The organism is Mesorhizobium tamadayense, assembly GCF_003863365.1.
Classification (GTDB): Bacteria; Pseudomonadota; Alphaproteobacteria; order Rhizobiales; family Rhizobiaceae; genus Mesorhizobium; species Mesorhizobium tamadayense.
In genome coordinates, this window is the sequence record NZ_RQXT01000003.1 from 240,528 (window position 1) to 266,253 (window position 25,726).

The 25,726-nt window shown below is 61.9% G+C and carries 26 protein-coding genes and 1 pseudogene; 17 read left to right on the forward strand and 10 right to left on the reverse strand.

Annotation, left to right across the window (positions count from 1 at the left end; all coding sequences use genetic code 11):
- Positions 1-2: 2 nt before the first annotated feature.
- Positions 3-683 (forward strand): GntR family transcriptional regulator, encoded by a 681-nt coding sequence (locus tag EH240_RS04320; protein ID WP_124996175.1) that lies wholly within the window; start codon positions 3-5, stop codon positions 681-683.
- Between the two features lie 411 nt (positions 684-1,094).
- Positions 1,095-1,817: a Crp/Fnr family transcriptional regulator gene (locus EH240_RS04325; protein ID WP_124996176.1), complete on the forward strand. Its 723-nt coding sequence runs from the start codon at positions 1,095-1,097 to the stop codon at positions 1,815-1,817.
- Here the strand turns inward: EH240_RS04325 and EH240_RS04330 are convergent.
- The 4 genes from EH240_RS04330 to EH240_RS04345 all read right to left on the reverse strand — a co-directional run bounded on the left by EH240_RS04330 (position 1,791) and on the right by EH240_RS04345 (position 4,939).
- The gene (locus EH240_RS04330) at positions 1,791-1,991 is read right to left on the reverse strand and encodes a hypothetical protein (RefSeq protein ID WP_124996177.1); all 201 of its coding nucleotides are present in this window, start codon (positions 1,989-1,991) and stop codon (positions 1,791-1,793) included. The two genes, EH240_RS04325 and EH240_RS04330, sit on opposite strands and share 27 nt — an antisense overlap.
- 239 nt (positions 1,992-2,230) lie before the next feature.
- Entirely contained in the window at positions 2,231-2,449 is a 219-nt protein-coding gene (locus tag EH240_RS04335; RefSeq protein WP_124996178.1) for a hypothetical protein, read from the reverse strand.
- A gap of 212 nt (positions 2,450-2,661) precedes the next feature.
- Positions 2,662-2,868: a hypothetical protein gene (locus EH240_RS04340; RefSeq protein ID WP_124996179.1), complete on the reverse strand. Its 207-nt coding sequence runs from the start codon at positions 2,866-2,868 to the stop codon at positions 2,662-2,664.
- An 88-nt stretch (positions 2,869-2,956) separates the two neighbouring features.
- Positions 2,957-4,939, reverse strand: coding sequence for a protein-L-isoaspartate(D-aspartate) O-methyltransferase (locus EH240_RS04345; protein ID WP_124996180.1), 1,983 nt, complete (start codon positions 4,937-4,939; stop codon positions 2,957-2,959).
- 1,508 nt (positions 4,940-6,447) lie between these two features.
- On the opposite strand from EH240_RS04345, the gene EH240_RS04360 reads away from it, so the two are divergent.
- The 7 genes from EH240_RS04360 to EH240_RS04395 all read left to right on the forward strand — a co-directional run bounded on the left by EH240_RS04360 (position 6,448) and on the right by EH240_RS04395 (position 12,803).
- The gene (locus tag EH240_RS04360; protein ID WP_124996182.1) at positions 6,448-6,957 is read left to right on the forward strand and encodes an Lrp/AsnC family transcriptional regulator; all 510 of its coding nucleotides are present in this window, start codon (positions 6,448-6,450) and stop codon (positions 6,955-6,957) included.
- Complete coding sequence (locus EH240_RS04365; protein ID WP_124996183.1) at positions 6,954-8,117, forward strand: saccharopine dehydrogenase family protein; 1,164 nt, start codon at positions 6,954-6,956, stop codon at positions 8,115-8,117. The genes EH240_RS04360 and EH240_RS04365 overlap by 4 nt, the downstream gene beginning before the upstream one ends.
- A 110-nt stretch (positions 8,118-8,227) precedes the next feature.
- Positions 8,228-9,016, forward strand: coding sequence for an ABC transporter substrate-binding protein (locus EH240_RS04370; RefSeq protein WP_124996184.1), 789 nt, complete (start codon positions 8,228-8,230; stop codon positions 9,014-9,016).
- A gap of 90 nt (positions 9,017-9,106) precedes the next feature.
- Positions 9,107-9,778, forward strand: coding sequence for an amino acid ABC transporter permease (locus EH240_RS04375; RefSeq protein ID WP_124996185.1), 672 nt, complete (start codon positions 9,107-9,109; stop codon positions 9,776-9,778).
- Complete coding sequence (locus EH240_RS04380; protein WP_124996186.1) at positions 9,775-10,449, forward strand: amino acid ABC transporter permease; 675 nt, start codon at positions 9,775-9,777, stop codon at positions 10,447-10,449. Before EH240_RS04375 ends, EH240_RS04380 begins: the two co-directional genes overlap by 4 nt.
- A 32-nt stretch (positions 10,450-10,481) precedes the next feature.
- A complete protein-coding gene (locus EH240_RS04385; RefSeq protein WP_124996187.1) occupies positions 10,482-11,210 on the forward strand; it encodes an amino acid ABC transporter ATP-binding protein in 729 nt (242 codons plus the stop codon).
- A 552-nt stretch (positions 11,211-11,762) separates the two neighbouring features.
- Entirely contained in the window at positions 11,763-12,803 is a 1,041-nt protein-coding gene (locus EH240_RS04395) for a LacI family DNA-binding transcriptional regulator (RefSeq protein WP_124996189.1), read from the forward strand.
- Positions 12,804-12,829: 26 nt separating this feature from the next.
- Here the strand turns inward: EH240_RS04395 and EH240_RS04400 are convergent, their stop codons facing one another.
- Together EH240_RS04400 and EH240_RS04405 are read right to left on the reverse strand one after the other, a co-directional pair.
- Positions 12,830-13,861 (reverse strand): L-idonate 5-dehydrogenase, encoded by a 1,032-nt coding sequence (locus tag EH240_RS04400; protein WP_124996190.1) that lies wholly within the window; start codon positions 13,859-13,861, stop codon positions 12,830-12,832.
- Positions 13,862-13,876: 15 nt separating this feature from the next.
- Positions 13,877-14,797, reverse strand: coding sequence for a 2-hydroxyacid dehydrogenase (locus tag EH240_RS04405; RefSeq protein ID WP_124996216.1), 921 nt, complete (start codon positions 14,795-14,797; stop codon positions 13,877-13,879).
- Positions 14,798-14,971: 174 nt separating this feature from the next.
- Between EH240_RS04405 and EH240_RS04410 the strand changes: the two genes are divergently transcribed.
- The 8 genes from EH240_RS04410 to EH240_RS04445 all read left to right on the forward strand — a co-directional run bounded on the left by EH240_RS04410 (position 14,972) and on the right by EH240_RS04445 (position 22,462).
- Positions 14,972-15,709: an SDR family oxidoreductase gene (locus EH240_RS04410; protein WP_245435828.1), complete on the forward strand. Its 738-nt coding sequence runs from the start codon at positions 14,972-14,974 to the stop codon at positions 15,707-15,709.
- Positions 15,678-16,253: a gluconokinase gene (locus tag EH240_RS04415; RefSeq protein WP_124996192.1), complete on the forward strand. Its 576-nt coding sequence runs from the start codon at positions 15,678-15,680 to the stop codon at positions 16,251-16,253. Before EH240_RS04410 ends, EH240_RS04415 begins: the two co-directional genes overlap by 32 nt.
- A 1-nt stretch (position 16,254) precedes the next feature.
- The gene (locus EH240_RS04420) at positions 16,255-17,142 is read left to right on the forward strand and encodes an NAD(P)-dependent oxidoreductase (protein ID WP_124996193.1); all 888 of its coding nucleotides are present in this window, start codon (positions 16,255-16,257) and stop codon (positions 17,140-17,142) included.
- An 80-nt stretch (positions 17,143-17,222) separates the two neighbouring features.
- Positions 17,223-18,719, forward strand: a complete 1,497-nt coding sequence (locus EH240_RS04425; RefSeq protein WP_124996194.1) for a sugar ABC transporter ATP-binding protein — start codon at positions 17,223-17,225, stop codon at positions 18,717-18,719.
- Positions 18,720-18,737: 18 nt separating this feature from the next.
- Complete coding sequence (locus EH240_RS04430) at positions 18,738-19,793, forward strand: ABC transporter permease (protein ID WP_124996195.1); 1,056 nt, start codon at positions 18,738-18,740, stop codon at positions 19,791-19,793.
- 94 nt (positions 19,794-19,887) lie between these two features.
- On the forward strand, positions 19,888-20,853 hold the full coding sequence (locus EH240_RS04435) for an SMP-30/gluconolactonase/LRE family protein (protein WP_124996196.1): 966 nt from the start codon (positions 19,888-19,890) through the stop codon (positions 20,851-20,853).
- Positions 20,854-20,873: 20 nt separating this feature from the next.
- A complete protein-coding gene (locus EH240_RS04440; protein ID WP_124996197.1) occupies positions 20,874-21,989 on the forward strand; it encodes an ABC transporter substrate-binding protein in 1,116 nt (371 codons plus the stop codon).
- Between the two features lie 140 nt (positions 21,990-22,129).
- Entirely contained in the window at positions 22,130-22,462 is a 333-nt protein-coding gene (locus tag EH240_RS04445) for a hypothetical protein (protein WP_124996198.1), read from the forward strand.
- 441 nt (positions 22,463-22,903) lie between these two features.
- Here the strand turns inward: EH240_RS04445 and EH240_RS39995 are convergent.
- The 4 genes and pseudogenes from EH240_RS39995 to EH240_RS04465 form a co-directional block, all read right to left on the reverse strand.
- Positions 22,904-23,101, reverse strand: a pseudogene (locus EH240_RS39995) (CopD family protein); the annotation flags it as partial.
- Positions 23,102-23,113: 12 nt separating this feature from the next.
- Positions 23,114-23,773 (reverse strand): copper resistance protein CopD, encoded by a 660-nt coding sequence (locus EH240_RS04455; protein WP_124996200.1) that lies wholly within the window; start codon positions 23,771-23,773, stop codon positions 23,114-23,116.
- A gap of 8 nt (positions 23,774-23,781) precedes the next feature.
- Entirely contained in the window at positions 23,782-24,177 is a 396-nt protein-coding gene (copC, locus tag EH240_RS04460; RefSeq protein ID WP_342634069.1) for a copper homeostasis periplasmic binding protein CopC, read from the reverse strand.
- Between the two features lie 87 nt (positions 24,178-24,264).
- Positions 24,265-24,852 (reverse strand): hypothetical protein, encoded by a 588-nt coding sequence (locus EH240_RS04465; RefSeq protein WP_245435823.1) that lies wholly within the window; start codon positions 24,850-24,852, stop codon positions 24,265-24,267.
- Positions 24,853-25,726 lie beyond the last annotated feature (874 nt).

Sequence of the window (25,726 nt, forward strand, 5' to 3'; positions counted from 1 at the left end):
ACATGCAGGACGACACGCTTCGCATCGATCGCAGCGCCAAGACCTTGAGAACATTGGCTCTCGAGCGCATGCGCGAGGCCATCATGGATTTTCATTTCCAGCCCGGAGAAAGGCTGGTCGAGCGGCCGCTTTGCGACCAGCTCGGCGTCAGCCGCTCGGTAGTGCGTGAGGTCTTGCGGCAACTGGAGGCTGAGGGTCTCGTGCAGATGATCCCCGGACATGGGCCGGCGGTGGCCAAGCCGGATCTCGGCCGCACCGACGAGATCTACGAGCTCAGGGCCTTGCTCGAAGGGATCGCGGCGCGCGCCTGCGCGCTGTCTGCGACCGAGGCGCAACTGGCCGCACTGGAGCATGCCCTCGGCGAACTCTTCGAAGCTTGGGCGTCCGGCAAGCCGCCGGCGGTGATGCGGGCGACGACGGGGTTCTACGAAGCGCTGTTCGAGGCCGCGGACAAACGCGTCGCCTGGGAGATCGTCAGCGGGCTGAACGTGCGCATCAACCAGTTGCGTTCGATGACGATCGCCTCGGCGAACCGGCGCGAGCCGGCGATCGCCGAGATGAACGCGATCATGGATGCGATCCGGGCGCGCAAGCCGGAGGAAGCGGAAGCCGCGGCGCGGAGGCACGTCGAATCCGCCTGGAAGATCGCGCGGGACAAACTGCGCCTTGACCCTCACATCTAATGCGCTTCACCGTTTCACGGAAGCGCCGAACCGCTCTATCTCTTTGTTTTCACGCAATTCCAGACGGAAGGCTACGGCGAAGTCGCCGAGCCTAACCGTTCCACACTTTTCCTGGAATTGCTCTAGCCATCCCACGCTGCCCGAAGGCGGACTCCCGCCGCCCCCAGGGAGGGTCCAACCGCCAGCCCCGCCATTGTCGGTTTCGTACCAAGCTGCCTTTGGTACGTTTCCGACACTAACTTTCCGTTTCGACCTTTTGTAGGCAGGTGGCGAAGGGGCCATCGTGCATCAATTCGATTTCCGCTGTCATTGTCGTGCCATACGGCGTAAGGTCGCTCGATCGTCGGCAAATTTGCACGGGCGCGGACGACTGGGAGATCGAATGGCTCTTGCCCTTCTTTGGGTAGAGCCATGACCAGTCCAGAGAATTTTCCTTACAGGAACGAATTGCTGCGGCGCATGAGCCAGCCTGATTTGGCGCTCCTGCAACCCCACCTCGAGCGGTGCGCACTCGATCTGAGAATGACGATGGAGACTGCCGGTTCAAAGATCGGGGCGGTCTACTTCCTGGAGGAAGGCCTCGGCTCCATTGTTGCTATGAATCCCAATGGAAAGGATGCCGAGGTTGGACTGATCGGCTTCGAGGGAATGACAGGCTCCGCTCTGGTGATGGGCGTTGATTACGCTGCGCTCGAATGCTTCGTTCAGTTGCCGGGTAGCGCAATGCGAATTGAAGCTGATCCATTCAATTCCGCTCTCAGCAATAGCCCAAGCCTGCGGCTCTTTCTTTTGCGCTATGTCCATGCCCTCCACATCCAGACCAGCTATACCGCCCTGGCAAATGCACGAACGAAAGTGGAAGACCGCTTGGCGCGATGGCTGCTGATGTGTGCCGACCGGGTGCATGGCGGCCATCTTGCAATCACTCACGAGTTTCTATCGGTCATGCTCGGCGTGAGACGTCCCGGCGTTACTATCGGGCTCCAGGTACTGGAAGGGCGCGGGCTAATACGCTCGCGACGTGGCGAAATCACCATTCGAGACCGGGACGGCCTTGTGGCACACGCAAATGGTGCCTATGGGCAGTCGGAGGCTGAGTATCATCGCTTATTCGGGAACATCGCCCGGCTTTGATTTCCGGTTGTCGATCGCGTATAATTTCCTGGTGGCCTCGTCGGCTGCCACGCCAATCAGCGCGTCGAACTCTGGTACCTGATCGATATGACCGCCCGATGCGACGGACCTTCGGATCTGAAGCAGCAGGAGCCTGGCATCGTGCAGGACGGAGGAAAGGTCGTTCTTGTGCATGGCTCGCCTCATCGTAAGATAGTCGAGAGACCGCGCCGGCAGGCCGTTCTTGCCCAATATACGCTATTCGCAAGAGAATTGTCGGAAACGTACAAAACTCGACGTACGTGTAACGAGCTTCGAGCGATTTGGTTGCGCCGCTCGGGCCGTGCGGGCCACATGCTTCCTTTTCGCCGCCAGGGGCGGCCATGCCCTGACGATCCGTGCCGACGCCGGAGAGCTACAGGAGAGCCATCACGTTATTCGTGCAGGTCAAAGGCGACAAACAGCCCGCGGCCGGTCGCCTCCATCACAACCATCGCCACCAATTCGCAGTTGCTCTCGCGCAGATGCGGCCCACGTTCGCGAATGCGTATAATAGCGGTCCTGACGGAAATGATGGCACCATCCAAATCCATGCTAACAGCTTCCTGCACAAGTTCTTGCGCAGTAGGTCCATGTAGCGTTTGGACGTCCATCTCTAAGCCTCCCCGAGACAGAACCCAAACATTTTGCGGCCCACTCCTGCAGAAATCAACGTCGCAAACGTACCAAGTCACGAGGCCTGAATGTTTGGTACCAATCCGCGAGCGGCGATCCGATAGTCGCGCGGCTCGACGCTGATGAACTGACAGGTTTCGATGAGCGAGGCGCCGACGCCCCAGTCCGCACCGCCGTCCGATCCGCAACGCTATCTGTTCGTGCGCATCTTCTGCCTTGGATTGATGCCCCCGGCGGCTGTCGTATCGTTTTCAACGTCGCCCTCGATGGTGTTTTCGCCCTCGAGTTCTAATTCATCGCCTTCCTTGATTGTGCCCTTCGAGGACCCAATGCCGGGATTGTTCTTGAGATCGGCGTCGCTCGGCTTCTTCCACTTGGGATGTTTGGTTCCAGTCATGACACATCTCCTTGAGAGAGAGACCTGTTCCAGAAACAGCAGGATGTGACGATTGTTCCGCTCCGCTGCGGCTTCCTGCGGCAACAGCCTAAAGGCCAAACGGATATGTGTCTGGGACGCCTGTCGCGGCGTGCTCCGGCCCAATCGGGGTTACCGCAGTGGTCTCGTCAAACCAGACGAAGGCATCGAATTGCTGGGCGAGAGAAACGTCCGCGTAGTGGCTGTGCAATTCCGTTTCCGGCCGATAGATGACCCCGATGAACCGCTCCAGCCGGCGCTCCAGAAGCCGCCTGCGCAGGCCTTCGTCGCGGCTGAAATCGAGCAGGAAGCGTGCGATGCCGCAATCGTGACAAAGCCGCTCGTAGCTGTCGCCACGGGAAGGCCGGATCGATTTCACCTCCATCTTGCCATCCCAGTCGGAGGCTGCGGCGACCGTTCCCGAATGTGTGCCGAAGCCGATCAGCGCTGCCTCGTCACCGAAGCGTTCCCGGCAAAGCTGGCCGACATTCACCTCGTCCCGGACGGTGCCCATCTCGGTGTAGCGGGCGTCGCCAATGTGAGAGTTATGCGCCCACACCACTGCCTTGGCGTTCTGGCCGCGCGCCTCAAGCAAATGTTCCAGGGTTTCGAACATATGAGTGTCGCGCAGATTCCACGACTGCGAGCCGCCATAGTACATGGTTCGATAGTAACGCTCGGCTGAAGCGACAAGCCTTGCGTTCTGCGTGGCATCGAGCAGGTCCGCGCCGTCTTGCCCGGCACGTTCGAGTTGCCTCGCCAGCATGTCTCGGCATTGCTGCAGCACCGCTTTCTCGCAGTCCTTATAGCCATCGGTAAGTGCCGCGCGGCCGTAGGTGGAGGGTTCGTTCTGCCACGGCGTCAGGCAGCCGTAGCGTTCGCGGGCAATGGCTGCCGCCTGCGGATCGACACGGTCAAGATACTGCAGGACCGCAGCGATGGACCCGCTCATGTTGTAGATGTCGAGACCATAGAAGCCTGTCTGGCGGAACGGCTCGAGCTTTTCATTATGCCTCCGCAGCCAGTCGACAAACGCTGCGACATCGGTGTTGCGCCACATCCAGGTGGGAAATCGCTGGAACGGTGGATCAAAGCTGGCTGGAGACAGTCGGTGGCGGACGTAGCGATCGATCGCCGCGGCGTCGGGCCAGTCGGCCTCGACAGCCACGATCGTGAAGCCGTGCTCCACGAGCCTTCGGGTTATCGCGGCGCGGGCTCGGTAGAACTCGGACGTGCCATGACTGGCCTCGCCCAGCAACACGACGCGCCGATCAGCAAACCGGTCGAACAGTTCGCCGAATGCCGGATCGTCGAAATCCGGAAGCGGTTCGGCCGCCGCTGCGATCATGTCCGGCAGTCTGCGAGCGGTGCGGGTCAGACGATCGGTCACAGTGCGGTCGCCGTTTTCGGGCCAGCCTTGCTCGCCGATCAGGGGAACAAAGCGCACGCCGCCGAAATCTTCCTCGGTGTAGGTCGCCGCTCCGGTTCGCACGACCTTCAGAAGGCGCTGCTCATCCTGTTCGTCGCCGATCGGGATGACCAGCCTGCCGCCGACGTCCAGTTGCTCCTGAAGCGCCGCCGGCGCGCCTGGTCCACCTGCCGCGACAATGATGGCGTCGAACGGAGCGGCTTCGGGCCAACCTTTGGTGCCATCGCCAGTCCGCACCTCGATATTGCGATAGCCAAGTTTATCGAATCGTCGTCTTGCTGTTTCCGCCAAACCGGGGTGCCGCTCGATCGTATAGACATGCTCGACGATGCGGCTCATTACGGCGGCCGCGTAGCCGGAGCCTGTGCCTACCTCGAGCACATGATCGCCCGGTCTGACTTCCGCCATTTCGATCATGAGGGCGACGATGTAGGGCTGCGATATCGTCTGGCCGTCGGCGATCGGCAATGGCCCGTCTTCATAGGCGAATTCTTCGAAGCCCGGATCGACAAAGGCTTCGCGCGGAACCTCGCGCATTGCTTGCAGGATCTCCCGATCGTGGATGCCGCGGCGGCTGATGTGGACGTCGACCATCCGATTGCGTTCACGAGAAAGATCTAGCAATTCTTCGTCTCCCGTATCCTTAGCTCACGAGCTCACGGGCTTGTTCCCGGCGCGGGCCATCGGCGACATCTGGTGCCTTTCTCTCCTGGATCCCTAACCCGTGCGGGGCCTCAAGGTTCCTCGCGGTGCATGAGGGATTCTTGGACCTGGTTGTACTCGGGCACCAACACCGATGGCGCATACAGTCCGGCCACGTATCGCCGTCGTAAGCTCTAGCGACATGCTGTCGCTCAATACGTTCTTATCTTCGGCCTGACACCGCGCTCGATTGGGCTCTGTTCTGCGACAACATATCCCCAGCGATAACTGCCAGGAGAGTGTCGGCGCCCTGCATTCGTCGGCGGAACATGGGCCACGGGGGCGCTGCCCTGCACGAATGCTGCTGAATGAAGGTTTTGCGACAGCGTCATACGCGGTCGTGGCCAAACTAGACAAACATCATGACGATAGTCGCGCCGAGGACTATCAGAACTAGCCCGCCAAGAAGCATTGGCAGAAGACTGTTGTCGGAGTCGATACCAGAATCGATCTCCCTCGGGAACGGCTTGTCCTTCTTCTTTGGGTCAGGCATCGGGCGTCTCCATCGGAGCAAAACGGCGTGTAACGAAACAATCATGCGACGTTGTGCGCGGCGCCGTTTCTAGCGGGTCTTTTCGGGCTGCCAAGGAAGTCCTTCGGCGTCAGCATGATGTCGGCCAGCGTGTAGCGGTCCAGGGTGCTCTGGAACGAGGCAAAGGCGACGGACTGCTCGTGAAGGCGGGTTACGGCGCTCTTGTGCTGGCCTTAGAAGGCCTTGCGTTTTGGGCCGATGCACTCAGCCTCCGGCAACGGATCGACGCACGTCTATGGTGATTATCGACGCCGACAGAGCCGCGCCCAGCCGCCCACCGTCCCGACAACACCGCGCGGAGGCGCAACGAAGCGGTCTGTCCGCATTCACCCCAGAGCTTCCCGACGGCGGTCACGCCATCGCCGACATCTGCCGAAATCCGAAATCCCCATAGCCATCGCCTGTGGCCCGCGGGTTCCTTCCTCGGGGACTTTCGTACGCCTGCCGGCACCCGAAACTCTTCACGATCTCGGTCATCTAAGCCATCCCGGCCGCCCACCAAAAGCGGTCATAGCTGGTGTCAACGCCACGGGCGAGGTTGCGCCATGAGCAGATCTCCACAATGATTCCAGGAAGATCGCGTTTCGATCCCAAAAACGGACTTCGCAGTGTCCTTGCGGATGCCGGCTGGACCCAGATTGCACCCTTAGGCGCGTGGCGGCACAGCTGCACAACAAGCAATGCACCGGTGAGGGACAGCTGATGGCGACAAAAAAGCGCGGGTTGCTTCTGATCGAACCACGTCGAACGTCGCCTGTCTCGTTTGCAAATTTTTGCCCATTCGGCGCTTGCTAACCGTGGCCGAACACTCTTGCAGTTTCAAATAATATCCCGTAGGCTGTTTTCATATCTGAAAGAAAATTTGTTAAATTCTTTCCATTTATGAAAGCCTGAGCGTTTGCGGGAACATCTCGATCAGACCGACCGGCGACTGGTCAAGCTGCTGTCGCAGGATGCGCAGCTTGGCGTCAATCGCCTCGCCGAGAAGATGGCGATCTCGGTGCCGACTGTGCGCATGCGGCTGCGCAACCTACTCGACCGCAACCTGCTCAAGATCGTCGGGCTGCTCAACCTGACCGAGCGCCCGGAACTGATTTCGGCGATCGTCGGCATCAACGCGCAGGGGCGCGGCCGCGCCCGGGAACTGGCGCAGCGTATCTCCGAACTGCCTTTCGTGAACTCGGCCTCCGTCGTCACCGGGCGCTTCGACATCATCGTCGACGTGACCGTGGCCGGCGATGTCGCCGATCTCTATCGCATCACCAGCGAGTTGATCCCTGGAGCGGGTATTCCAGGTGAAGTCGTGCGCAGCGAGACCTTCGTCGTCATGGCGTCCTGCAACAAGTGGGTCAGCCTGCCGGAAGGCTGCTGGTCGGAGGAAACGCCGGCGCGCAAGGAGCCGACATGAAGATCGCGGTTCTCGGCGGTCTCGGCTTGCAAGGCCGGGCGGCGATCGCCGATCTCGTCGCCAGCGCAGGTGTCGAAGAAGTCGTCTGCGTCGATACCGCGCCGGACGGGGCGGCTCGGCTTGGCGGCTTGACCGACCTTGGGCGCGTTCGTTTCGTCGTCCCTGAGGGAGCGATCGGCACGGTGCTGGCCGATGTGCTGACGGGCGTCGACGCGGCCATCGACCTGTTGCCGCAACCGCTGATGCGCGAGGCAGTGCAAGCCGCCATCGCGACGCAAACGCCGCTGGTCACTACCAACTACAGCAAGGCCATCGCCGATCTCGCTCCGGCGGCGGAAAAGGCCGGCGTTTCAATCATGACCGAATGCGGGCTCGACCCCGGCATCGACCTTGTGCTTTACGTGCGTGCCGCCCGGCAGTTCGACACCATCACCTCAATCGATTCCTATTGCGGCGGCATCCCCGAGCCGAAGGCGATCGCCAAGCCGCTGTGCTACAAGGTGAGCTGGAACTTCGACATGGTTCTGGCCAGCCAGAACCGCGACAGCGTGATGATTGAAGACGGTGGGCGGGTCGAAGTTCCGGCCGGCCGGCAGCACGACAATCACTTTATTCACGAGATCGAAGTCGCGGGCTTGGGCCGCCTGGAAGCCTTCCCCAATGGCGACGCACTGCATTATGTCGAGATGCTGGCGGCCGCCAAGGAGCTGCGCCGCTCCGGCCGCTATACGCTGCGTTGGCCGGGGTGGTCGGAGTTCTGGGCACCGCTCAAAGAGCTTGGCTTCCTCTCCGAGGACAAGCTGCCTGGCCTCGGCACCAGCCCACGCGAGTTTCTCGGCCGGCTACTCGGGCCGCAATTGCAATATGGCGCCGACGAGAAGGACCTTTGCGTGATGCGCAATGTCTTTTCGGGCGCGCAAGGCGGCCGCGGCAAGACGGTGACGTCGGATCTGATCATCGAACGCGACCTCCAATCCGGCCTGTTCGGCATGAGCCTCGGCGTCGGCTACCCCGCGAGCATCGTGGCGCAGATGCTGGCGCGGGGCGATATCGCCACTTCCGGCCTGCTCAACCCGCTGCTGCATGTGCCTGACGGCCGCTTTCTCGACCAACTGGCGATGCGCGGCATCCGGGTCACTGAGACGGTCCGTTGGGATTAGGAGTTTTCGAGCGGTAGTCGCCGCCGGCATCGGCACTGCTGCTCAAAAAGCACCCCGAAGGGTGGAACACCAACGACAGAATGGAACAACAAATCAAGGAGGAATGCCCAATGAAGATTGCCAAGCTTTTCATCGCCGGACTTGCGCTCGCCGGGCTCACCACTGCTGCCAGTGCGGGAACCCTGGACGACATCACCAAGCGCGGCGAACTGCGCGTCGCCGTGCAGACGCAAGGACCGCCCTTCTCGCTTGTTGGTGCGGCCGGCGAACGCACCGGCAGTTCGGTCGAACTTGCCGAACTGATGGCCAAGGAAATGGGCGTCAAGATCACCTTCCTCGACTTCGACTGGGACGGGTTGATCCCGGCACTGCTTTCGGGCAAGGCCGATCTGCTGGTCGCCGACATGACGCCGACGCTGGCGCGCGGCATGAAAGTCGCCTTCACGACGCCTTACATGTATACGGGTAGCACCGTCTTCACCAAGGCCGACAGCAAGTTCAAGACCACCGAGGACTGCAAGGCCAAGGGCACCAAGATTGCCGTGCTGTTGGGTGCCACCGGCGAGAAGGAAGCCAAGACCGCCTTCCCCGATGCCGACATCAAGAGCTACAAGGGCGGCGGTCCGCTGCTGCTCGACGCCGTCAATAACGGCCAGGCAGATTGCGGCGTCAACGACATCTCGGCGGTCAAGGGTCAGTCGACCGCCTATCCGGCCGGCAGCTTCACCATCATGCCCGACCTCCTGTCGAAGGAGCCGCTTGCGTTCGCCACACGCTATGACGAGCCGGACCTGCTGGTCTGGATGAACCTGTTCCTCAGCCAGGTCAGCATCGACGGCCGCCTGCAGAAGAACCTCGACTACTGGGTCAATTCCGACGCCTGGAAGAAAGACCATTAAGCAGCGATAGATCCGGGCGGTTTCGCGCGCGCCTGGCGCCGCGAAACCGCCCGGAATTCGCTTCGTCCGCTTTGGGGAAACCACCTGGCGATGCTCGAAAACTTCAGTTTCCGCACCATCGTCGAATATCTGCCCCTGTTCGGGCAGGGCCTCATCACGACCGTGTGGCTGTCGGCGTTGTCCTTTGTCGGCGCACTCGCCGTCGGCATCGTGCTCAGCGCCATGCACCTGCAGCGTGGCTGGCTGTTTCGCGTGCCGGCCAAGGCCTATATCGACGCGGTGCGCGCCACGCCGTTGCTGGCGCAGCTCTATTTCCTCTATTTTGGCCTGCCGCGGCTCGGCTTCATCCTGCCCGAGCTCGTCGTCGGCATTCTCGCCTTGTCGCTGAACAGCGGTGCCTATGTCGCCGAGATCATTCGCGCCGGCATCCTGTCGATCCCACGCGGCCACGCGGAGGCCGGCGTCGCTTCAGGGATGACCTACGTCCAGCGCATGCGCTTGGTCATCCTGCCGCAAGCGTTCAAGGTAACGATCCCGCCGCTGCTCGGACAGGCGATCGTGTTGGTCAAGGATTCGGCGCTGCTGTCGCTGATCTCGGTCGCCGAATTGACGCGCGCTGGCCAGCTGCTCGCCTCCGACCGCTTCATGCCGGCCGAAGGTTTCATCACCATCGCCGCCTTCTATCTGATGCTCTATTACTGCCTCAAGGGGCTGGCGGCACTGTCCGGACGCTGGCTCGGCCTGGCAGGGGCACGGACATGATCTGGCAGCAATTGCAAAGCCTTGTCGGCAGCTATCCCCTCGCCGTGCGCGGCCTCGGCATGACCGTGATGCTGTCGCTGATCAGCCTGGTGCTGGGCACGTTGCTCGGCTTTGGCCTCGGCGTCCTGCGAACCGGCGGCAACAGGCTGATCAGTACGGCGATCGGCACCTGGGTCGACCTGATCCGTGGCACACCGTTCCTGGTGCAGATCTTCCTGATCTTCTTCATCCTCCCCGAACTCGGCGTCGAGCTCGACGCCTTTACCGCCGGCATCATCGCGCTGACCAACCTGGCTGCCTGCTTTATCTGCGAGATCGTCGTCGCCGGCATCCGCTCGGTGCCGACCGGCCAGGTCGAGGCGGCGCTGGCATCGGGCCTGTCACGCTGGCAGCGGATGCGCCAGGTCGTGCTGCCGCAGGCGATGCGCATCGTGCTGCCGCCGCTGGTCGGGCAATATGTGCTGCTGATCAAGGACTCCTCGGTCGTTTCGGCCATCGGGCTCACCGACCTCACCCGGGTTGGCTGGCTCGTGGTGCAGCGCGTGCCGAACGGCCTGCTGGTCTTCTTCCTCGTCGGCCTCGGCTATTTCATCGTCTGCTATCCGCTGATCATGCTGGCCCGCCGGCTGGAACGCCGCATGGGCGCGGCGCATGGCGAGGTGCAGCTGTGACGTCGCCACTGATTACGAAAGGTCGCACCGGCATGATCGAATTTCGCGGCGTCAACAAATGGTTCGGCGCGCTCAACGTGCTGAAGGACATCACGCTCAGCGTCGAGCCGGGCGAGGTGGTCGTCGTTTGCGGCCCGAGCGGCTCGGGCAAGAGCACTTTGATCCGCTGCATCAACGGCCTGGAGACGATCAGGGACGGCGATCTGGTGGTCGACGGCCGGCGCCTCGGTGATCCCGCCACCAACATGACGCTGCTGCGCGCCGAGATCGGCTTCGTCTTCCAGTCGTTCAACCTCTACCCGCACAAGACGGCGCTCGAGAACGTGACCCTGGCGCCGATCCATGTGCGCAAGATCCAGCGCGCCGAGGCCGAGAAGGCCGGGCGCGAGCTACTGGCCAAGGTCGGCCTTGCCGACAAGGTGAATGCCTATCCCGCGCAACTGTCCGGCGGCCAGCAACAACGCGTTGCAATCGCACGCTGTCTCGGCATGCGCCCCAAGATCATGCTGTTCGACGAGCCGACCTCGGCGCTCGATCCGGAGATGATCTCGGAGGTGCTGGACGTCATGGTGGCGGTGGCCGAGGAGGGCATGACGATGATGGTGGTGACCCACGAAATGGGCTTTGCCCGCAAGGTCGCCCAGCGCGTGGTGTTCATGGATGCCGGCGCGATCGTCGAGAGCGGCACTCCGGAGGAATTCTTCTCCGACCCGAAGACCGACCGCAGCCGCGCCTTCCTGAGCAAGATCCTGCGGCATTAGGGTCGAGACTCAGTCAACTGGCTGCATGCAAATAGGCCGGCTCGAGCAGGCCCGGATAGGCTCTGTTCGATCGCCAGTTTGCGCAGCAGCGCGCCGAGGCCGCGGTGGCGGTCGATCCAGGCGGGGCGATCAGCCCCAGCGCGGTGTAGGGGATGATTCTGCGCCCGACTTCCTCGCTGCTGCGGCCGGCCGCCGCCCCATACGCGACCGGAAAGGTCATCACTATGTGTGGGAAGTCAAGGCGATGATAATCCGGGAACCTCCCGGCGCTGGAAAATTGTGGGCACGGGGTTTGAAGCTTCGCGACTCCCGAATGGCGCGGACGCCAGCTTTACGATGCTGCCCAACGGAAGCCCGGCTGCAATCGTCGCGCTCCATACAGCTCGCCCGGTGGAATCTCGCGTCTCGGTTGCCTGTTCCTCATGATATCGATAACATATACCCGCGATGCGATTCCAGAAGGTGGTGTATGAAGGGGGACAAAGGCCATGTGGCGATGCGTGAGGTATCTGCCCCGAACCGGCCGGCGCGGCCGACCACTGGAGCAGCATAATGGGCAAGGCCGCATCGTCGAGGCCCATTGAAAGCCAGGCGCCGACGATGGCCGACGTGGCGTTGCGCGCCGGCGTGTCGGCCATGACTGTTTCGCGCGCCCTGAAAGAGGGGAGCCGGGTTTCCAAGGCCACGCGCGAAAAGATTATGGCTGCCGTCAACGAGCTTGGCTACGTGCTCGACCAGTCGGCCGGTAGCCTTTCGTCGCGCAAGACAGGTTTTGTCGCGGCGATCGTTCCCTCGATTAACAATTCCAACTTCGCCGACACGGCACGAGGCATAACCGACGAGTTGGAGAGCACCGGCCTGCAGCTGCTGCTCGGTTACACGGACTACACAGTCGAGAAGGAAGAGAAGCTGATCGAAGCGATGCTTCGCCGGCGGCCAGAAGGTATTATTCTGACAGGCGGTGCCCATACGGAGCGCGCCCGCAAACTTTTGAAAAGCGCCGGCATTCCAGTGGTCGAGACCTGGGAGTTGCCGTCAAAGCCTATCGATCAGGTGGTCGGGTTCTCCAACGAGGAAGCTATGGGTCTTCTGGTCAAGACGCTGGCCAGGAAAGGTTACCGAAAGTTCGGATACATTGGCGGCACGACCTCGCGCGACACGCGTGGCAGCCAGCGACGCGAAGGCTTCGTAAGAGCCATTGAGGAACTCGGTCTACCCACTGGCCGCCTCGTTTCCTTCGGCGTTCCGCCCATTTCGATCGAGCAGGGCGGCCAGGCCATCGTCAGTATGCTGGAGCGCTGGCCCGACACCGAGGCGGTGCTTTGCGTGTCGGATCTTTCAGCCTTCGGCGCACTGATGGAATGCAAGCGCCGCGGCATGAAGGTTCCGCAAGACATCGCGATTGCGGGCTTCGGCGATTACGAGGTTGCCGCGTTCTGCCATCCCGGGATCACCACCGTAAATGTGGACTGCTACGGCATCGGTCGGCAGGCCGCTCGCAGGCTCATCCAGGTTATCCGCGGCGCCGAGAAGAAGCAGGGGCAGGAGATCGTCCTGACCGGTTATCGCGTCGTGGAACGTGAGAGCACCTAAGTCCTCGCCGGCTCCGGGCGAACGGGTCAGAACGCGATCTGCACCTTCATCGATCTGTCTCGATTGCCGGCGATCTCGAAAGCCGCGACCGCTTCGTCGAGTGAATAGATGCCAGTCAAAAGCGGTTTCACGTCGACGCGGCGCTGGTTGATCAGGTCGACCGCGAGCGCGAACTCGTCGTGGAAGCGGAAGGTGCCGCGCAGCTCGATCTCCTTCGCGACGATCTGGTTTTGCGGTATTGAGATATCACCTCCGAGCCCGAGCTGGACCAGCACGCCGCGCGGCTTCAAGACATCAAGGCCCGCCCGGACAGCGCGTTCGTTGCCAGAGGCCTCGAACATCACATCGAAGCTGCCTTTCTCGATATTATAGGCGCCGAGCTTTTCGCCGTTCGTCGCAACGTTGATCGTGCGGTCGGCGCCGATCTCCAGCGCCTTCGCCAGCACGCCGTCCATGACATCGGTGGCGACGATCTCGCGTGCGCCATGAACGCGCGCCGCAAGAATGCAGAGTGCACCGATCGGTCCGCAACCGGTGACCAAGACACGCTTGCCGAGCAAGGATCCGGCCCGATTGACGGCGTGAAGCGTCACCGCGAAGGGCTCGGCGAAGGCGGCTTCGTTGATGGAGACCTGGTCGGCAATCTTGTGGCATTGCCACGTCTCGGCGACCAGGCGCTGGCGGAACGCGCCTTGGATATGGGGCATCGGCATGGCGCTGCCGTAAAAACGCATATTGAGGCACTGGTTCTGCATGCCTTTGAGACAGTACTGGCAGGCATTGCAGGGTCGGCTTGGCGAAATCGCGACGCGGTCGCCGACAGCCAGTGTGGAAACGCCACTGCCCGTAGCCTTCACCGTGCCGGCAACTTCATGGCCGAGGATCATCGGTTCGCGGAGGCGGACCAGGCCGAATCCGCCGTGGTTGTAATAATGAAGGTCCGAGCCGCAGATGCCGCCGGCTTCGATGGCGATCTCGACCTGTCCTTCGCCAGGCATGCCGGGATCGGTCTCTTCGATTCTCAGGTCCTTTGCGGCGTGGATGACGATCGACTTCATGGCTGGCGTCCCTTCTCAGACAACCGACGTCAGCAAGGCCTGGCCACTAAAATGCGCGGCGAGATTGTCGCGAACGAGCTGGCCCATGGCTTTGCGGGTTTCCACCGTGCCGCTGGCGTGATGCGGCTGCAAGACGACATTGGAGAGCCTGAGAAAACGCTCGTCGATGGTCGGCTCGTTCCAGAACACGTCAAGCCCGGCGCCCTTGATGCTGCCCGTTTCCAGCGCCGCAAGCAGCGCCGTCTCGTCGACCGTGCTGCCGCGCGAAATGTTTATGATGATGCCATCCATACCGAGCGCCGCCAGCACAGCCGCATCGATGATGTTCTTCGTGCCTTCGCCGCCGGCAAGCGTCACGATCAGGAACTCGCTTTGCCGCGCCAGCTCGACGAGATCGCCGACAAAGGTATAGGGCAGGTCGTCGCGCTTGCGCAGGTCGAAATAGGCGATGGTGCAGTCAAAGGCGGCCGCGCGCTTGGCGATCGCCGCGCCGACACGGCCCAGGCCGACAATGCCGAGCCTTTTTCCGCAGACGCGCGTGACCAGCGGCATGTTGCCCTCGCGCCAGCTGCCGTCGCGAACATAGCTGTCGGCCTGCGGGATCTTGCGTGCCACGGCCAGCAGCAGCCCGATCCCGATATCGGCTACGTCCTCGGTCAGCACATCGGGCGTGTTGGTGACGCGGATGCCGTTTTTCCTGGCATAAGCAAGGTCGATGGCGTCGGTGCCGACGCCATAGCAGGAAACGATTTCGAGTTTGGGCAACTTCGCCATCAGCGCAGCACTTGCGCCGAGCTCGCCGCGCGTCGCAATGGCACGGATGGCTTCGGAATGGGACGCGATCAGCGCGTCTTTATCCTCGGTCCGCCAAAGCTTGTGGACGCGATATTTCGCTTCGAGGTCTCCCATGTCCCAATCCGGATAGGGGCCTGTCATCAATATGTCGGTCACAGCGTTATCTCCTCCGCGAGGTCACTTTTACCATTGACTATGTTATCGATAACATTCATGTCAATAGGCACTGGCGGTGCAGCGGCGGAAATAATATCCGCTGTCAGGGATGTACCTTCGGAGGATCACGTGGGCAGTTCATTGTTCGACTTGACCGGCATGCGGGCGCTGGTCACTGGCTCTGGGCAGGGCATCGGTCTTGCCCTGGCGGAAGGTCTGGCGCAGCACGGCGCCGAAATCGTACTCAACGGCCGCACCGCCGGGAAGATCGAGGCGGCCGCCGCTGCGCTCTCGGCGAAAGGCTTCAAGGCCAGCAGCGCCGTCTTCGACGTTACAGATCAGGCAGCCGTCGTCGAGGGCGTCAGCAGGATCGAAGCGACCATTGGTGCGATCGACATTCTCATAAACAATGCCGGCATGCAGTTCCGCACGCCGCTCGAGGATTTTCCCGCCGATAAATGGGAGCAGCTGCTGCGGACCAACATTTCGAGCGTGTTCTTTGTCGGCCAGGCGGTGGCGCGGCATATGATCCCGCGACGTCGCGGCAAGATCATCAACATTGCTTCGGTGCAAAGCGAACTGGCGCGAACCAACATCGCGCCCTACACGGCGACGAAGGGCGCGGTGCGCAACCTGACCCGCGGCATGTGCGCCGACTGGGCGAAGCACGGCCTGCAGGTGAATTCCATCGCGCCGGGCTATTTCAAGACGCCACTCAACCAGGCGCTGGTCGACAATCCCGAATTCTCAGCCTGGCTGACCAACCGCACGCCGGCGGGCCGCTGGGGCGATGTCGACGAACTGGTGGGCGCGGCAGTGTTTCTGGCCGGCCCCGCTTCATCTTTTGTCAACGGACACACGCTCTATGTCGATGGCGGAATCACGACCTGCCTTTGAGGCTCCGCTCATCGTCGTGATGGGTGTCAGTGGCTGCGGCAAGACCAGCGTCGGCATCGACATTGCCGCACGGCTTGGCCTTGCCTTCGTCGAAGGCGACACGCTGCACCCGCGCGGCAATGTCGAGAAGATGTCGCTGGGCATGCCGCTTACCGACGATGATCGCTGGCCGTGGCTCGATGTGGTCGGCGCGGCGCTACGCCAGGCAAGACAGGAAGGCCGCGGGCTCGTCATAAGCTGCTCGGCCTTGAAGAAATCCTATCGTGATCGCCTTCGCCATGCGGCGGGCGGCCCGGTGTCCTTCGTGTTCCTGGAGGGATCGCGCGGTATCCTGCAGACCAGGATGGCCGACCGCCGCGGGCATTTCTTTCCGCCGGCCTTGCTCGACACCCAGTTGGCGGCGCTGGAGAATCCGGCCGGCGAGGAGTTGGTGATCACCGTCGATATCGATGCTGCGGTCGACCGGATCGCCGATCAGGCACTGAACAGGCTTGGCGCGCTCGGCGCCGTAGCCGCTGCCAAGACCAGGAAAGAGGTACGTTGAGATGACCCAAGCGTCAGCAAAGGTCGCCGTTGTCGGCGCCGGCATCATGGGATCGGCGATTGCCACCCGCCTGATCGAGGCAATGCAGCAGGTCACGGTGTTCGACCTCGACAAGCCCAAGGTCGCCGCCCTGACGGCGAAAGGCGCCATCGCTGCCGCCTCGGTCGTCGAGGCAGCGCGGGCGAACGACTTCGTCATCCTCAGCCTCAACCATGCCGACATCGTGCGATCCGTCGTATTCGGCGACAACGGTGTCGCCGCGGCGGCATCGCCAGAGAAACTGCTGATCGACATGTCGTCCATCGACCCGGCCGACACAGCACAAATGGCGATGAAGCTCGCAGCCGAGACCGGCATGAAATGGGTCGACTGCCCGCTTTCGGGCGGTGTTCCCGGCGCGCTCGCCGGCCGATTGACGGTCATGGCTGGCGGCGACCCCGCCGACTTCGAGCGTGCCCGCACGGTGATGCAGCACCTCTGCGCCAACTACACGCTGATGGGAAAGAGCGGGGCCGGGCAGACGACCAAGCTGATCAACCAGCTTTTCTGCGCGGTTCTGTTCCAGGCGATCGCCGAAGCGGTGAAGCTCGCCGAAGCCGGCGGCGTCGATCCAAAGGCAATTCCGGCAGCACTCAAGGGCGGTCGCGCCGATTCCAGCATCCTGCAGGAGTTCATGGCGAAGTTCGCCGACCGCGATTTCTCGCCGACGGGCCGCATCGACAACATGCTGAAGGATCTGGATTCATTGCAGTCATTTGCGCTGAAGACCAAGACGCCGCTGCCGATGACCGGCCAGCTGGTTGAGATCCATCGCCTGCTTTGCGCTGCTGGTCTGGGGCCGAAGGATTCGGCCGAAATGATGCGCCTGCTCGACGGCAAGATCGGCTGATTGGCCGTCCCTGATTTTGTTGCTTGACGCCCAGAAATGTTATCGATAACATCATTTGGCGATCTTGGGAGGAACGCATCTTGGCCGCAGAAAAACTGATCGAGTTCAAGTCGATTACGAAGGAGTTCGGCGGCACCCGCGCGCTCTCCGACGTGACGCTCGATCTGGGCAAGGGCGAGATCCTGGCGCTGCTCGGCGAAAATGGCGCCGGCAAGTCGACGCTGATCAAGACGCTCGCCGGCATCTACCGGCCCGATGGCGGCAGCATTCTGTTTCGCGGCGAGCCCTATCACCATCGCCCTCCTCAGCCGAACCAGCGCCAGCCCGTCGCCTTCATTCACCAGGATCTCGGACTGATCGAATGGATGACCGTCGGCGAGAATGTCGGCCTGGCCCAGGGATTTTCGCTGCGCTCCGGCCTGATCGACTGGCGTTCCACGGAAGAACGTGCGCACGAGGCGCTGAAGCTGGTCGGCTGCGATTTCGACCCGACGACACGGGTCCAGGATCTGACCCGCACCGAAAAGTCGCTGGTCGCCATCGCCAGGGCGCTGGCCACCGAGGCCGATGTGCTGGTGCTCGACGAGCCGACGGCCAGCCTTCCGGCCGAAGAGGTCGAGCGGCTGTTCGACGCCATCCGTCCGCTCAAGCAGCGCGGCGTCGGCATGATCTACGTCTCGCATCGTCTCGACGAGATCTTTCGCATCGCCGACCGTGTCGCCGTGCTGCGCGACGGCAAGCTGGTCGGCCAGAAGAATGTCGCCGACACGAGGCCCGACGAACTTGTCGAAATGATCGTCGGCCGCCCGGTAAGTCAGGTGTTCACCAAGGCGGAGACGCAGGCCGGCGAGACGATCTGCGCGGTGCGCGACCTGGTCTGCGCAGGCGCTGGCCCGGTATCGTTCGAAGTGCGCAGGGGTGAACTGCTCGGCCTGGTTGGCCTGCGCGGCGCCGGGCAGGAACTGGTCGGCCGGGCGCTATTCGGCTGCCAGGCCTTTTCAGGCTCGGTGACGATCAACGGCGTTGCGCCCGACCTGTCGAGCCCGATCGCAGCAATGTCATCTGGGGTCGGCCTGATTGCGCGCGACAGGACCGAGGAATCGATCGCGGGCTCCCTGTCGATCCGGGAAAACAGCTTCCTCAACCCCGGCGCCGGCAAGCGCGGCCTGTTCTCCTTTCTGGCGCCGCACAAGGAGGCTGCCCTCGCACAGGCGATCGGCGGCTCGGTCGGGCTGCGCCCCAATGATCCGAACCTGCCGATCGAGGCCTTGTCCGGTGGCAATCAGCAAAAAGTAGTCGTCGGGCGCTGGCTCCATACCGGTCGAAAGCTGCTGATCGCCGAAGACCCAACCGCCGGTGTCGACGTCGGCGCCAAGGCCGAGATCTACCGCCTGATCGGCCGTGCGCTGGAAGCAGGCCTCGCCGTCGTCGTGGTGTCGACCGATTTCGAGGAGATCGCCCATATCTGCCATCGCGCCCTGGTGTTTTCGCGCGGCTGCATCGTTCGCGAACTGGTCGGCGATCAACTGACCACATCAGCCGTGATCACCGCCGCATCGGCTTCCGAAGCCGCCTGACCGTTCTGGAGCAAAGCCATGCAATCGATCGAATCCAGCGCACTCGAGCCGACCCGTGGCGAAATGGCCAGCCTGTCCAGGGCGCAGAAGATCGTCCGGCTGCTGCCGGTCTACGGGCTGGTGATCCTGACGGTGCTGCTGATCCTGCTGTTCTCGATCCTGTTGCCAAACACCTTCCCGACGCTGCTCAACCTGCGCTCGATCATCTCCGACAAGGCGATAATCGCGCTGTTGTCGCTGGCCGCGATGATCCCGATGGCGTCCGGCCGCATCGACCTGACCGTTGGCTATGGCATCGTGCTCTGGCACATCCTCGCCATCAGCCTGCAGACCATGTTCGGTGTGCCCTGGCCGCTGGCGGTGCTGATCGTGCTGCTGCTCGGCGCCGCCACAGGTTTCCTCAACGGACTGCTGGTTGAAGTCGCGCGAATTGATTCCTTCATCGCCACCCTCGGCACCGGCACTGTGCTCTATGCGCTGGCGCTTTGGCACACCGGCGGCCGGCAGGTGGTGGGCGTGCTGCCCAACGGCTTCTACTCGCTTAATGGCACGATGGTGTTCGGGCTGCCGATCACCGGCCTCTACGTGCTGGGGATCGCGGTTGCACTCTGGATCATCCTCGAATATCTGCCGATCGGCCGTTACGTCTATGCCATCGGCGCCAACCCGAAGGCCGCCGCGCTGAACGGCATACCGGTGCGTCGCTTCGTCATCGGCGCCTTCGTCTCGTCGGGCCTGCTGACGGCGCTGACTGGCGTGCTGCTCGCCTCCAAACTTCGCATTGGCCAGGCCAGCGTCGGGCTGGAATATCTTCTTCCGGCGCTGGTCGGCGCCTTTCTCGGCTCGACCACTATCAAGCCTGGGCGCGTCAATGTCTGGGGCACGATGACCGGCGTCATCATTCTCGCCGTCGGCATCTCGGGTATCCAGCAGTTCGGTGGCTCGTTCTTCGTGGAGCCCTTGTTCAACGGCGTGACACTTTTGGTTGCAATCGGCATCGCCGGCTACGCCCAGCGCAAGCGCGGTACCGCCCACAGGGCCGGGGTCAAGCATGTTCCGCAATCTGCAAAGTGATGGGACAGGCTCGAGACATGAGGATCGATCGTCGAATTTGGCTGCCGGGCCGGGTGGCAGCCTCCGTTCCGCCGACGCGCCCAGGGGGCATGGCGTGAGCGATTACGAAATTCTGGACACGCGCTTCGCCAAGCTGATCATCGGCCATGCCAAGCTCGAACAACTATGGACCGGCAGCCGTTGGGCGGAGGGACCGGTCTATGTCCCGGCCGCCAGGCATCTTCTGTGGTCGGACATCCCGAACGACCGGTTGCTGCGCTACGACGAATGCGACGGCTCCGTCAGTGTCTTCGAAACGCATTGCGGCAACCAGAACGGTCATACGCTCGACCGCGAGGGCAGGGTCGTCGCCTGCGAGCATGGTAGACGCTGCGTTTCGCGCCTCGAACATGATGGAAGCTGGCGACGTCTTGTCGAGACCGTCCACGGCAAGCGCCTCAATTCGCCCAATGACGTGGTCGTAAAATCGGATGGGACGATCTGGTTCACCGATCCGATCTACGGCATCGACAGCCACTATGAAGGCATGATTGCCCAGCCTGAGATCGGCGGATCCTACGTCTACCGGTTCGACAAAGCCAACGGTGAGATCGCAGCGGTCATCACCGATCTGGTCCAGCCGAACGGACTGGCGTTTTCGCCTGACGAGACGATCCTCTATGTGTCTGATACCGGCGCCAGCCATGTTCAGGGGGTGCCGTGTGCGATCAAGGCGTATGATCTTGCCGAGGATAGCCGCTCGGCACGGGCGCGCGGCACACTGGCTGAGTGTGACGCCGGTTTCTTCGACGGGTTCCGAGTCGATCGCGGCGGCAACCTCTGGGCCTCTAGCGCCGATGCAGTCCGCGTCTATGCGCCGGATGGAACGCTGATCGGCCGCATCCTGGTACCCGAGATCGTCTCCAACCTCTGCTTCGGCGGCCCCAAGCGCAACCGCCTCTACATCACCGCCCAGACATCGCTCTATTCCATCTATGTCAACGCGCATCCTGCCGGTGTGGGCCCGGTGGCGGGACATGGCACCAGCAAAACCCGCCGGAAGTTGAGTTACAATTTCTGAAAACCAAGGGAGGAACCAACATGCATCGCAGGACAATTTTGAAATCAACAGTCGCCTGGATGGCCGTAGCCATCGTCGCTCCGGCCCTGTTCGCCGGGCAGGCGCGAGCAGATGCGATGGTCGATGCCATGGCCGTCGTGCAGAAATACGCCCAGAAGGCCACCGCCTGGGACGGGCCGACCATCGGTCCGAAGGCGCAGCCGGGCAAGACCATCGTGGTGCTTGCCGGTGACCTCAAGAACGGCGGCATTCTCGGCGTCACCAACGGCGTGGAGGAGGCGGCGAAGGCAATCGGCTGGGAGGTCAAGGTGATCGACGGCGCCGGCTCGATCGGCGGGCGCACCGCCGCTTTCGGTCAGGCTATGGCGCTGAAGCCGAACGGCATCGTCATCAACGGCTTCGATGCGGTCGAGCAGGCGCCGGCGCTGGAACAGGCAAAGGCCGCGGGCATCCCGCTGGTCTCCTGGCATGCGGGACCGGTCATCGGGCCCGACGAAAAGAACGGCGTCTTCGCCAATGTCTCGACCGACGCCATGCAGGTCTCGACCGCTGCGGCCGACTGGGCCTATGCCGACGCCAAGGGCAAGCCCGGTGTGGTTATCTTCACCGACTCGACCTACGCCATCGCCATCGCCAAGGCTGACAAGATGAAGGCGGAAATCGAGCGGCTGGGCGGAAAGGTGCTCGAATATGTCGACACGCCGATTGCCGAGACTTCGCAGCGCATGCCGCAGCTCACCACTTCGCTGCTGCAGAAATACGGCGATGCCTGGACGCATTCGCTGGCGATCAACGACCTCTACTTCGACTTCATGGGTCCGTCGCTTGCCGCGGCCGGCAAGGCCGGCACCGACGCGCCGATCAATGTCGCCGCCGGCGACGGTTCGGAATCAGCCTATCAGCGCATCCGCGCCGGGCAGTTCCAGAAGGTGACGGTCGCCGAGCCACTCAACCTGCAGGGCTGGCAGCTGGTCGACGAGCTCAACCGCGCCATCGCCGGCGAGAAATGGTCAGGCTACCTGTCGCCGCTGCATGTCGTGACGGCCGACAATGTCGAGTTCGACGGCGGCCCCAACAATGCGTTCGATCCCGGCAACGGTTACCGGGACGAGTACAAGAAAATCTGGGGCAAATAGGCCCGCAGCTATGCGGGCACATTATGGGATGCGCCCGCAAGCCGATGTCATTCCAACCGCAAATCAGGAAATTTCGGTCCTCGAACTGCTGCCAGCGGGCGATAGCTGTCTCAACCGCAGAAACTCAGGAAACCTTGACCATGATCATTCGCTACGCTCTCTTCGAAGGTAAAATCCACCCCGGACAAGAGGGCGAGTTCCGTCGCTTCGTCAAGGAGAGGCTGGTGCCGCTGTGGACGCAGTTTCCCGGAGCCGAGGAAGTGCGCGTTCTGGACGGCACGGCACGGGATGAGGGCGCCCCCGTCTATGCCATGGCGCTCGCCATCCGCTATCCCAGCATGGACGCTTGCAACGCAGCTCTGCAGTCCGACGTCCGGTTTCAGAGCCGTGATGTGACTGGCGAACTTCTCAAGATGTTTACCGGACGTGTCCATCATCATGTCTTCGAGGCGAACGAATACGCTCCTGCCTGATCAGAGTAACAACTGGCGAGCGGCGATCCCGCCACGATCAGAGAGGTCCTTTCCCCGTCTAGCCATTTCCCCCGACGGATCCGGCGCTATCACCAGCTATCAGTCGCGGGGCCATACGAAACAATACAGGCAGAGTTCTGATTTTGGCCCACGAAAAAGCCAATGAGATCAAATAGTTTGAATACGTCCTCCGGGCCCACCATACGTCCTTCGCGGACCGGAAAGGTGACTGAACGGAATCCTCCTAGGCACTAGGAAGACGCGGGTCAACCTCGAGGGGGGTCAAAGGTGTGATCACAAAATTAGGCTCTGAAGATTCTGTTGCACAGAAGTCCGACAGCGTGCGGCTTGCGTCACTCGGCGGCGCAATGACACCGATCGACGCGACGCTTTCGGAACCGGAAATTGTGACCCATTTGAGACATTCGCGTCGGGCCTTGGCTATTGCGGCGGCAGGGTGCCGAACAGGCTGACAAGGGCCACCACGCCGACCCCCAGGGCCAGTTCGGCCAGTGTGCAAAAGCGCAAACCTCGCAAGGCAGCTCCGCGGGTTCTTATCTTCGGGACCAGTAGGTATCGATTGACGATTGCAAACCCGATCATCGCGGCGACCAAAGCCCCCTTGCAAAGCAGAAGCGCTTGGTAGGGCGATCAAGTATCGGTCGGCCACTGGCCGAGCACCAGTGCCACATTGACAATGCCCGACGCGATGACCGCCGCCACTGCTATGTGGCCAAGGCCCGAAAATCGCCGAAGTACATCAGAAATTTCCAACCGCAGTTCGGCATCGCCAATCTTTCCAAGGCGCAGCAGCAGTGGAGCCAGTGCGCCCAGCCAAAAGCCGCCGGCCAGAAGGTGGACGACATGGCTTGCGCGACTTATCCAGCCTTCGGCCCCGTCCAGCATCACGGCATGGCCGATGAAGCCCAGGCCGCCGAGATGGAAAGCCGCCAACACGCACAACAGCCTCCAGTGGCCGCCCGGTCGACTTAGGACCAATCCTACCAGGAGGGCAGTCAGCAGCAGGTGAAACTGCCAGACATGCCCGAATTCCGTATCCGCGAGAACGTCATACCAGGTGATCGGATCGTCGCTCCACCCGTCTCCCATCTCGCCCGAGGCAAGGAAGAGCCAGGCGAGGGCACTCAAAAAGGCAACGACGGCCGCAAACCTGACGATGCGCCAGAGCGCTGCGTCAAGTGAATTCGCAAGAGCCGGCGGAGCCAGCCAGCCTTGAAAGGCGCCGACCCCAAACAGGACCAGCGCTGAGCCATAGTGAAGAACGCGACAAAGGACGAGCGCGCCGTTCACACGTCACCTTACTGCATCGATTGGAAACTGTAGGAGCCTTTGGTCTTGTGGCCATCCGTCGACAGAACGTGCCAATCAACCGTGTATTTGCCATCAGGAAGCGCCGCCTTGAACGGGACGATGAGCAGCGTGTTGTCTTTCGGGTCCAGCGTAGCCGGTCCCGTCGCCACGGCATCCTTCTTGGGTCCGACAACCTTGACGCCGGTGAACTTCAGTTCGACCCCTTCCGAAAATTTGAGCTTGAGCTCCGTCGGCGCCGGCGTCGCCATGGAACCGGCTGCCGGCGTTGCCGAGACAAGCTTTGCGTGGGCAGAAGCTGCCCCCGCGAAAGATGCTCCTACCAGCAAGCAGACCACGAAAAGCGACAAAGCAAAGGATTTTGAGCGAGGCATGGGAAACTCCATCTTCGCGAGAAGGGGAGGCTATTGCCGTCAAAAGTCAGCCACGAGGTATGCCGGGCGGGAATAGGGTTGTGGTTCGGTGGCAATTCTCTATTTGGCACCACCGACCGGTATCATGAGGTGCTCGTAAGGGGTCCCCGCCCACATCACCCAGGGCTGTGTCATGTCCGCCATCTCGCCAGGTCTCGGATAGTCCTTGATTGTTCGTTTGCCGCCATAGTTGAATACCATCACGTGCGGCGGCTCCTGCATCCACTTCATTCCCTTCGGTGGCTTCTTTGCAAAAGGGTCTACGTTGCTGGGCGTAGTACCGCCCTGGAGCATGTAGCCGAAGCCCACTTTGCCCTTCGGCGGCTCACTCCTATTCACCAACGCCATAACCCACTCTAGGCCGTTTGCGTCGACGCAGTTCGGATCGTTAGCCGGATTGGTCGGATCGTCTGGAATGCAGGTGAAGTTGTTCGTGCCTTTCCGAAGTGTCCGCACCTTTCCCTTCGCATCGAAGGCGATCACTGTTGCATTTTTTCCGATCGATTCCGGAGCTGCCGATACAGCGTTGGCAATCATCTCCTCATCGGTTTTCGGAGACGAAAACTCTCCTTTGACCTCTTGGCCAATCACGGCGGTCGACCAAACAAAAGCAGTTCCGCAAATCATCGAAACCAACGACATGCGCATGAGGACCTCCCCAATCGTGGACATTACCGGCGGGATGCCAGGCTCTGTCGTCGAGCTATTCACGTCCCATTTCGACCCTACGTCAAATCAAACTTACCCAACGGCAACCCCGTTTGGCCCCCGGCAGTCGCACGACCTTTGAGATGTGGCAGCAAGTTCTCGATCAGAAGGCCATGCTCTTAAATCTCGGGCTCGACATGTCTCTCAGAGGGTCTCCCGCAATTGAGAGCTAAGCTGTTTTTGGAAAGAAGAACCTACCTCGCAGAAAGGCAGCTACGATGATGACCGCTCATGGCGCAACGAAGCCCTTCGAGCTTCCGGCATCGAGTCCTTCCTCAAAGTGTAAGCTTGACCCTCATGTGTGCCTCCCTGGATTATCGAACTGACCTACGGCGCGGTTGGCAGCTTCGGCGGTAGTGAGGGCGGAGCCACATCAGGGATCGAAAAAACTACCGCGAAATCATACCACGCAAAGCCCACATCCTGGGCCGCTCAGCGATCCGTGCGGTGATCGACGGCAACGACGTGCAAATGGGACGGTTGAGCGTCGCGAATGCCGCTACCGAAATGCCAGATAGCGACGGCAATGGAGATGAAGCCGCTGGACGCGGCTATAGGCGCCCATCGACGAAGATGAGAGGCCCACAAGCGTCGTAAAATACCACCACTAAGTTGGAGGTAGAGGCGCAGCATGAAGGGTCGGTGTCGGTACCGAGTTCTGCGACGATGAACGACACACTGGGCCATCAAGTCGGCAATAAACGTGACGTCGCGCGAGAGGCGTCGAGCTTGGCCACGGGGACCGTGCATTACTGCCGGCGCGCTGTGGCCAGTTGAGGTCTTCGATCGAGAGCATGGGCTCGCCCGACGGATC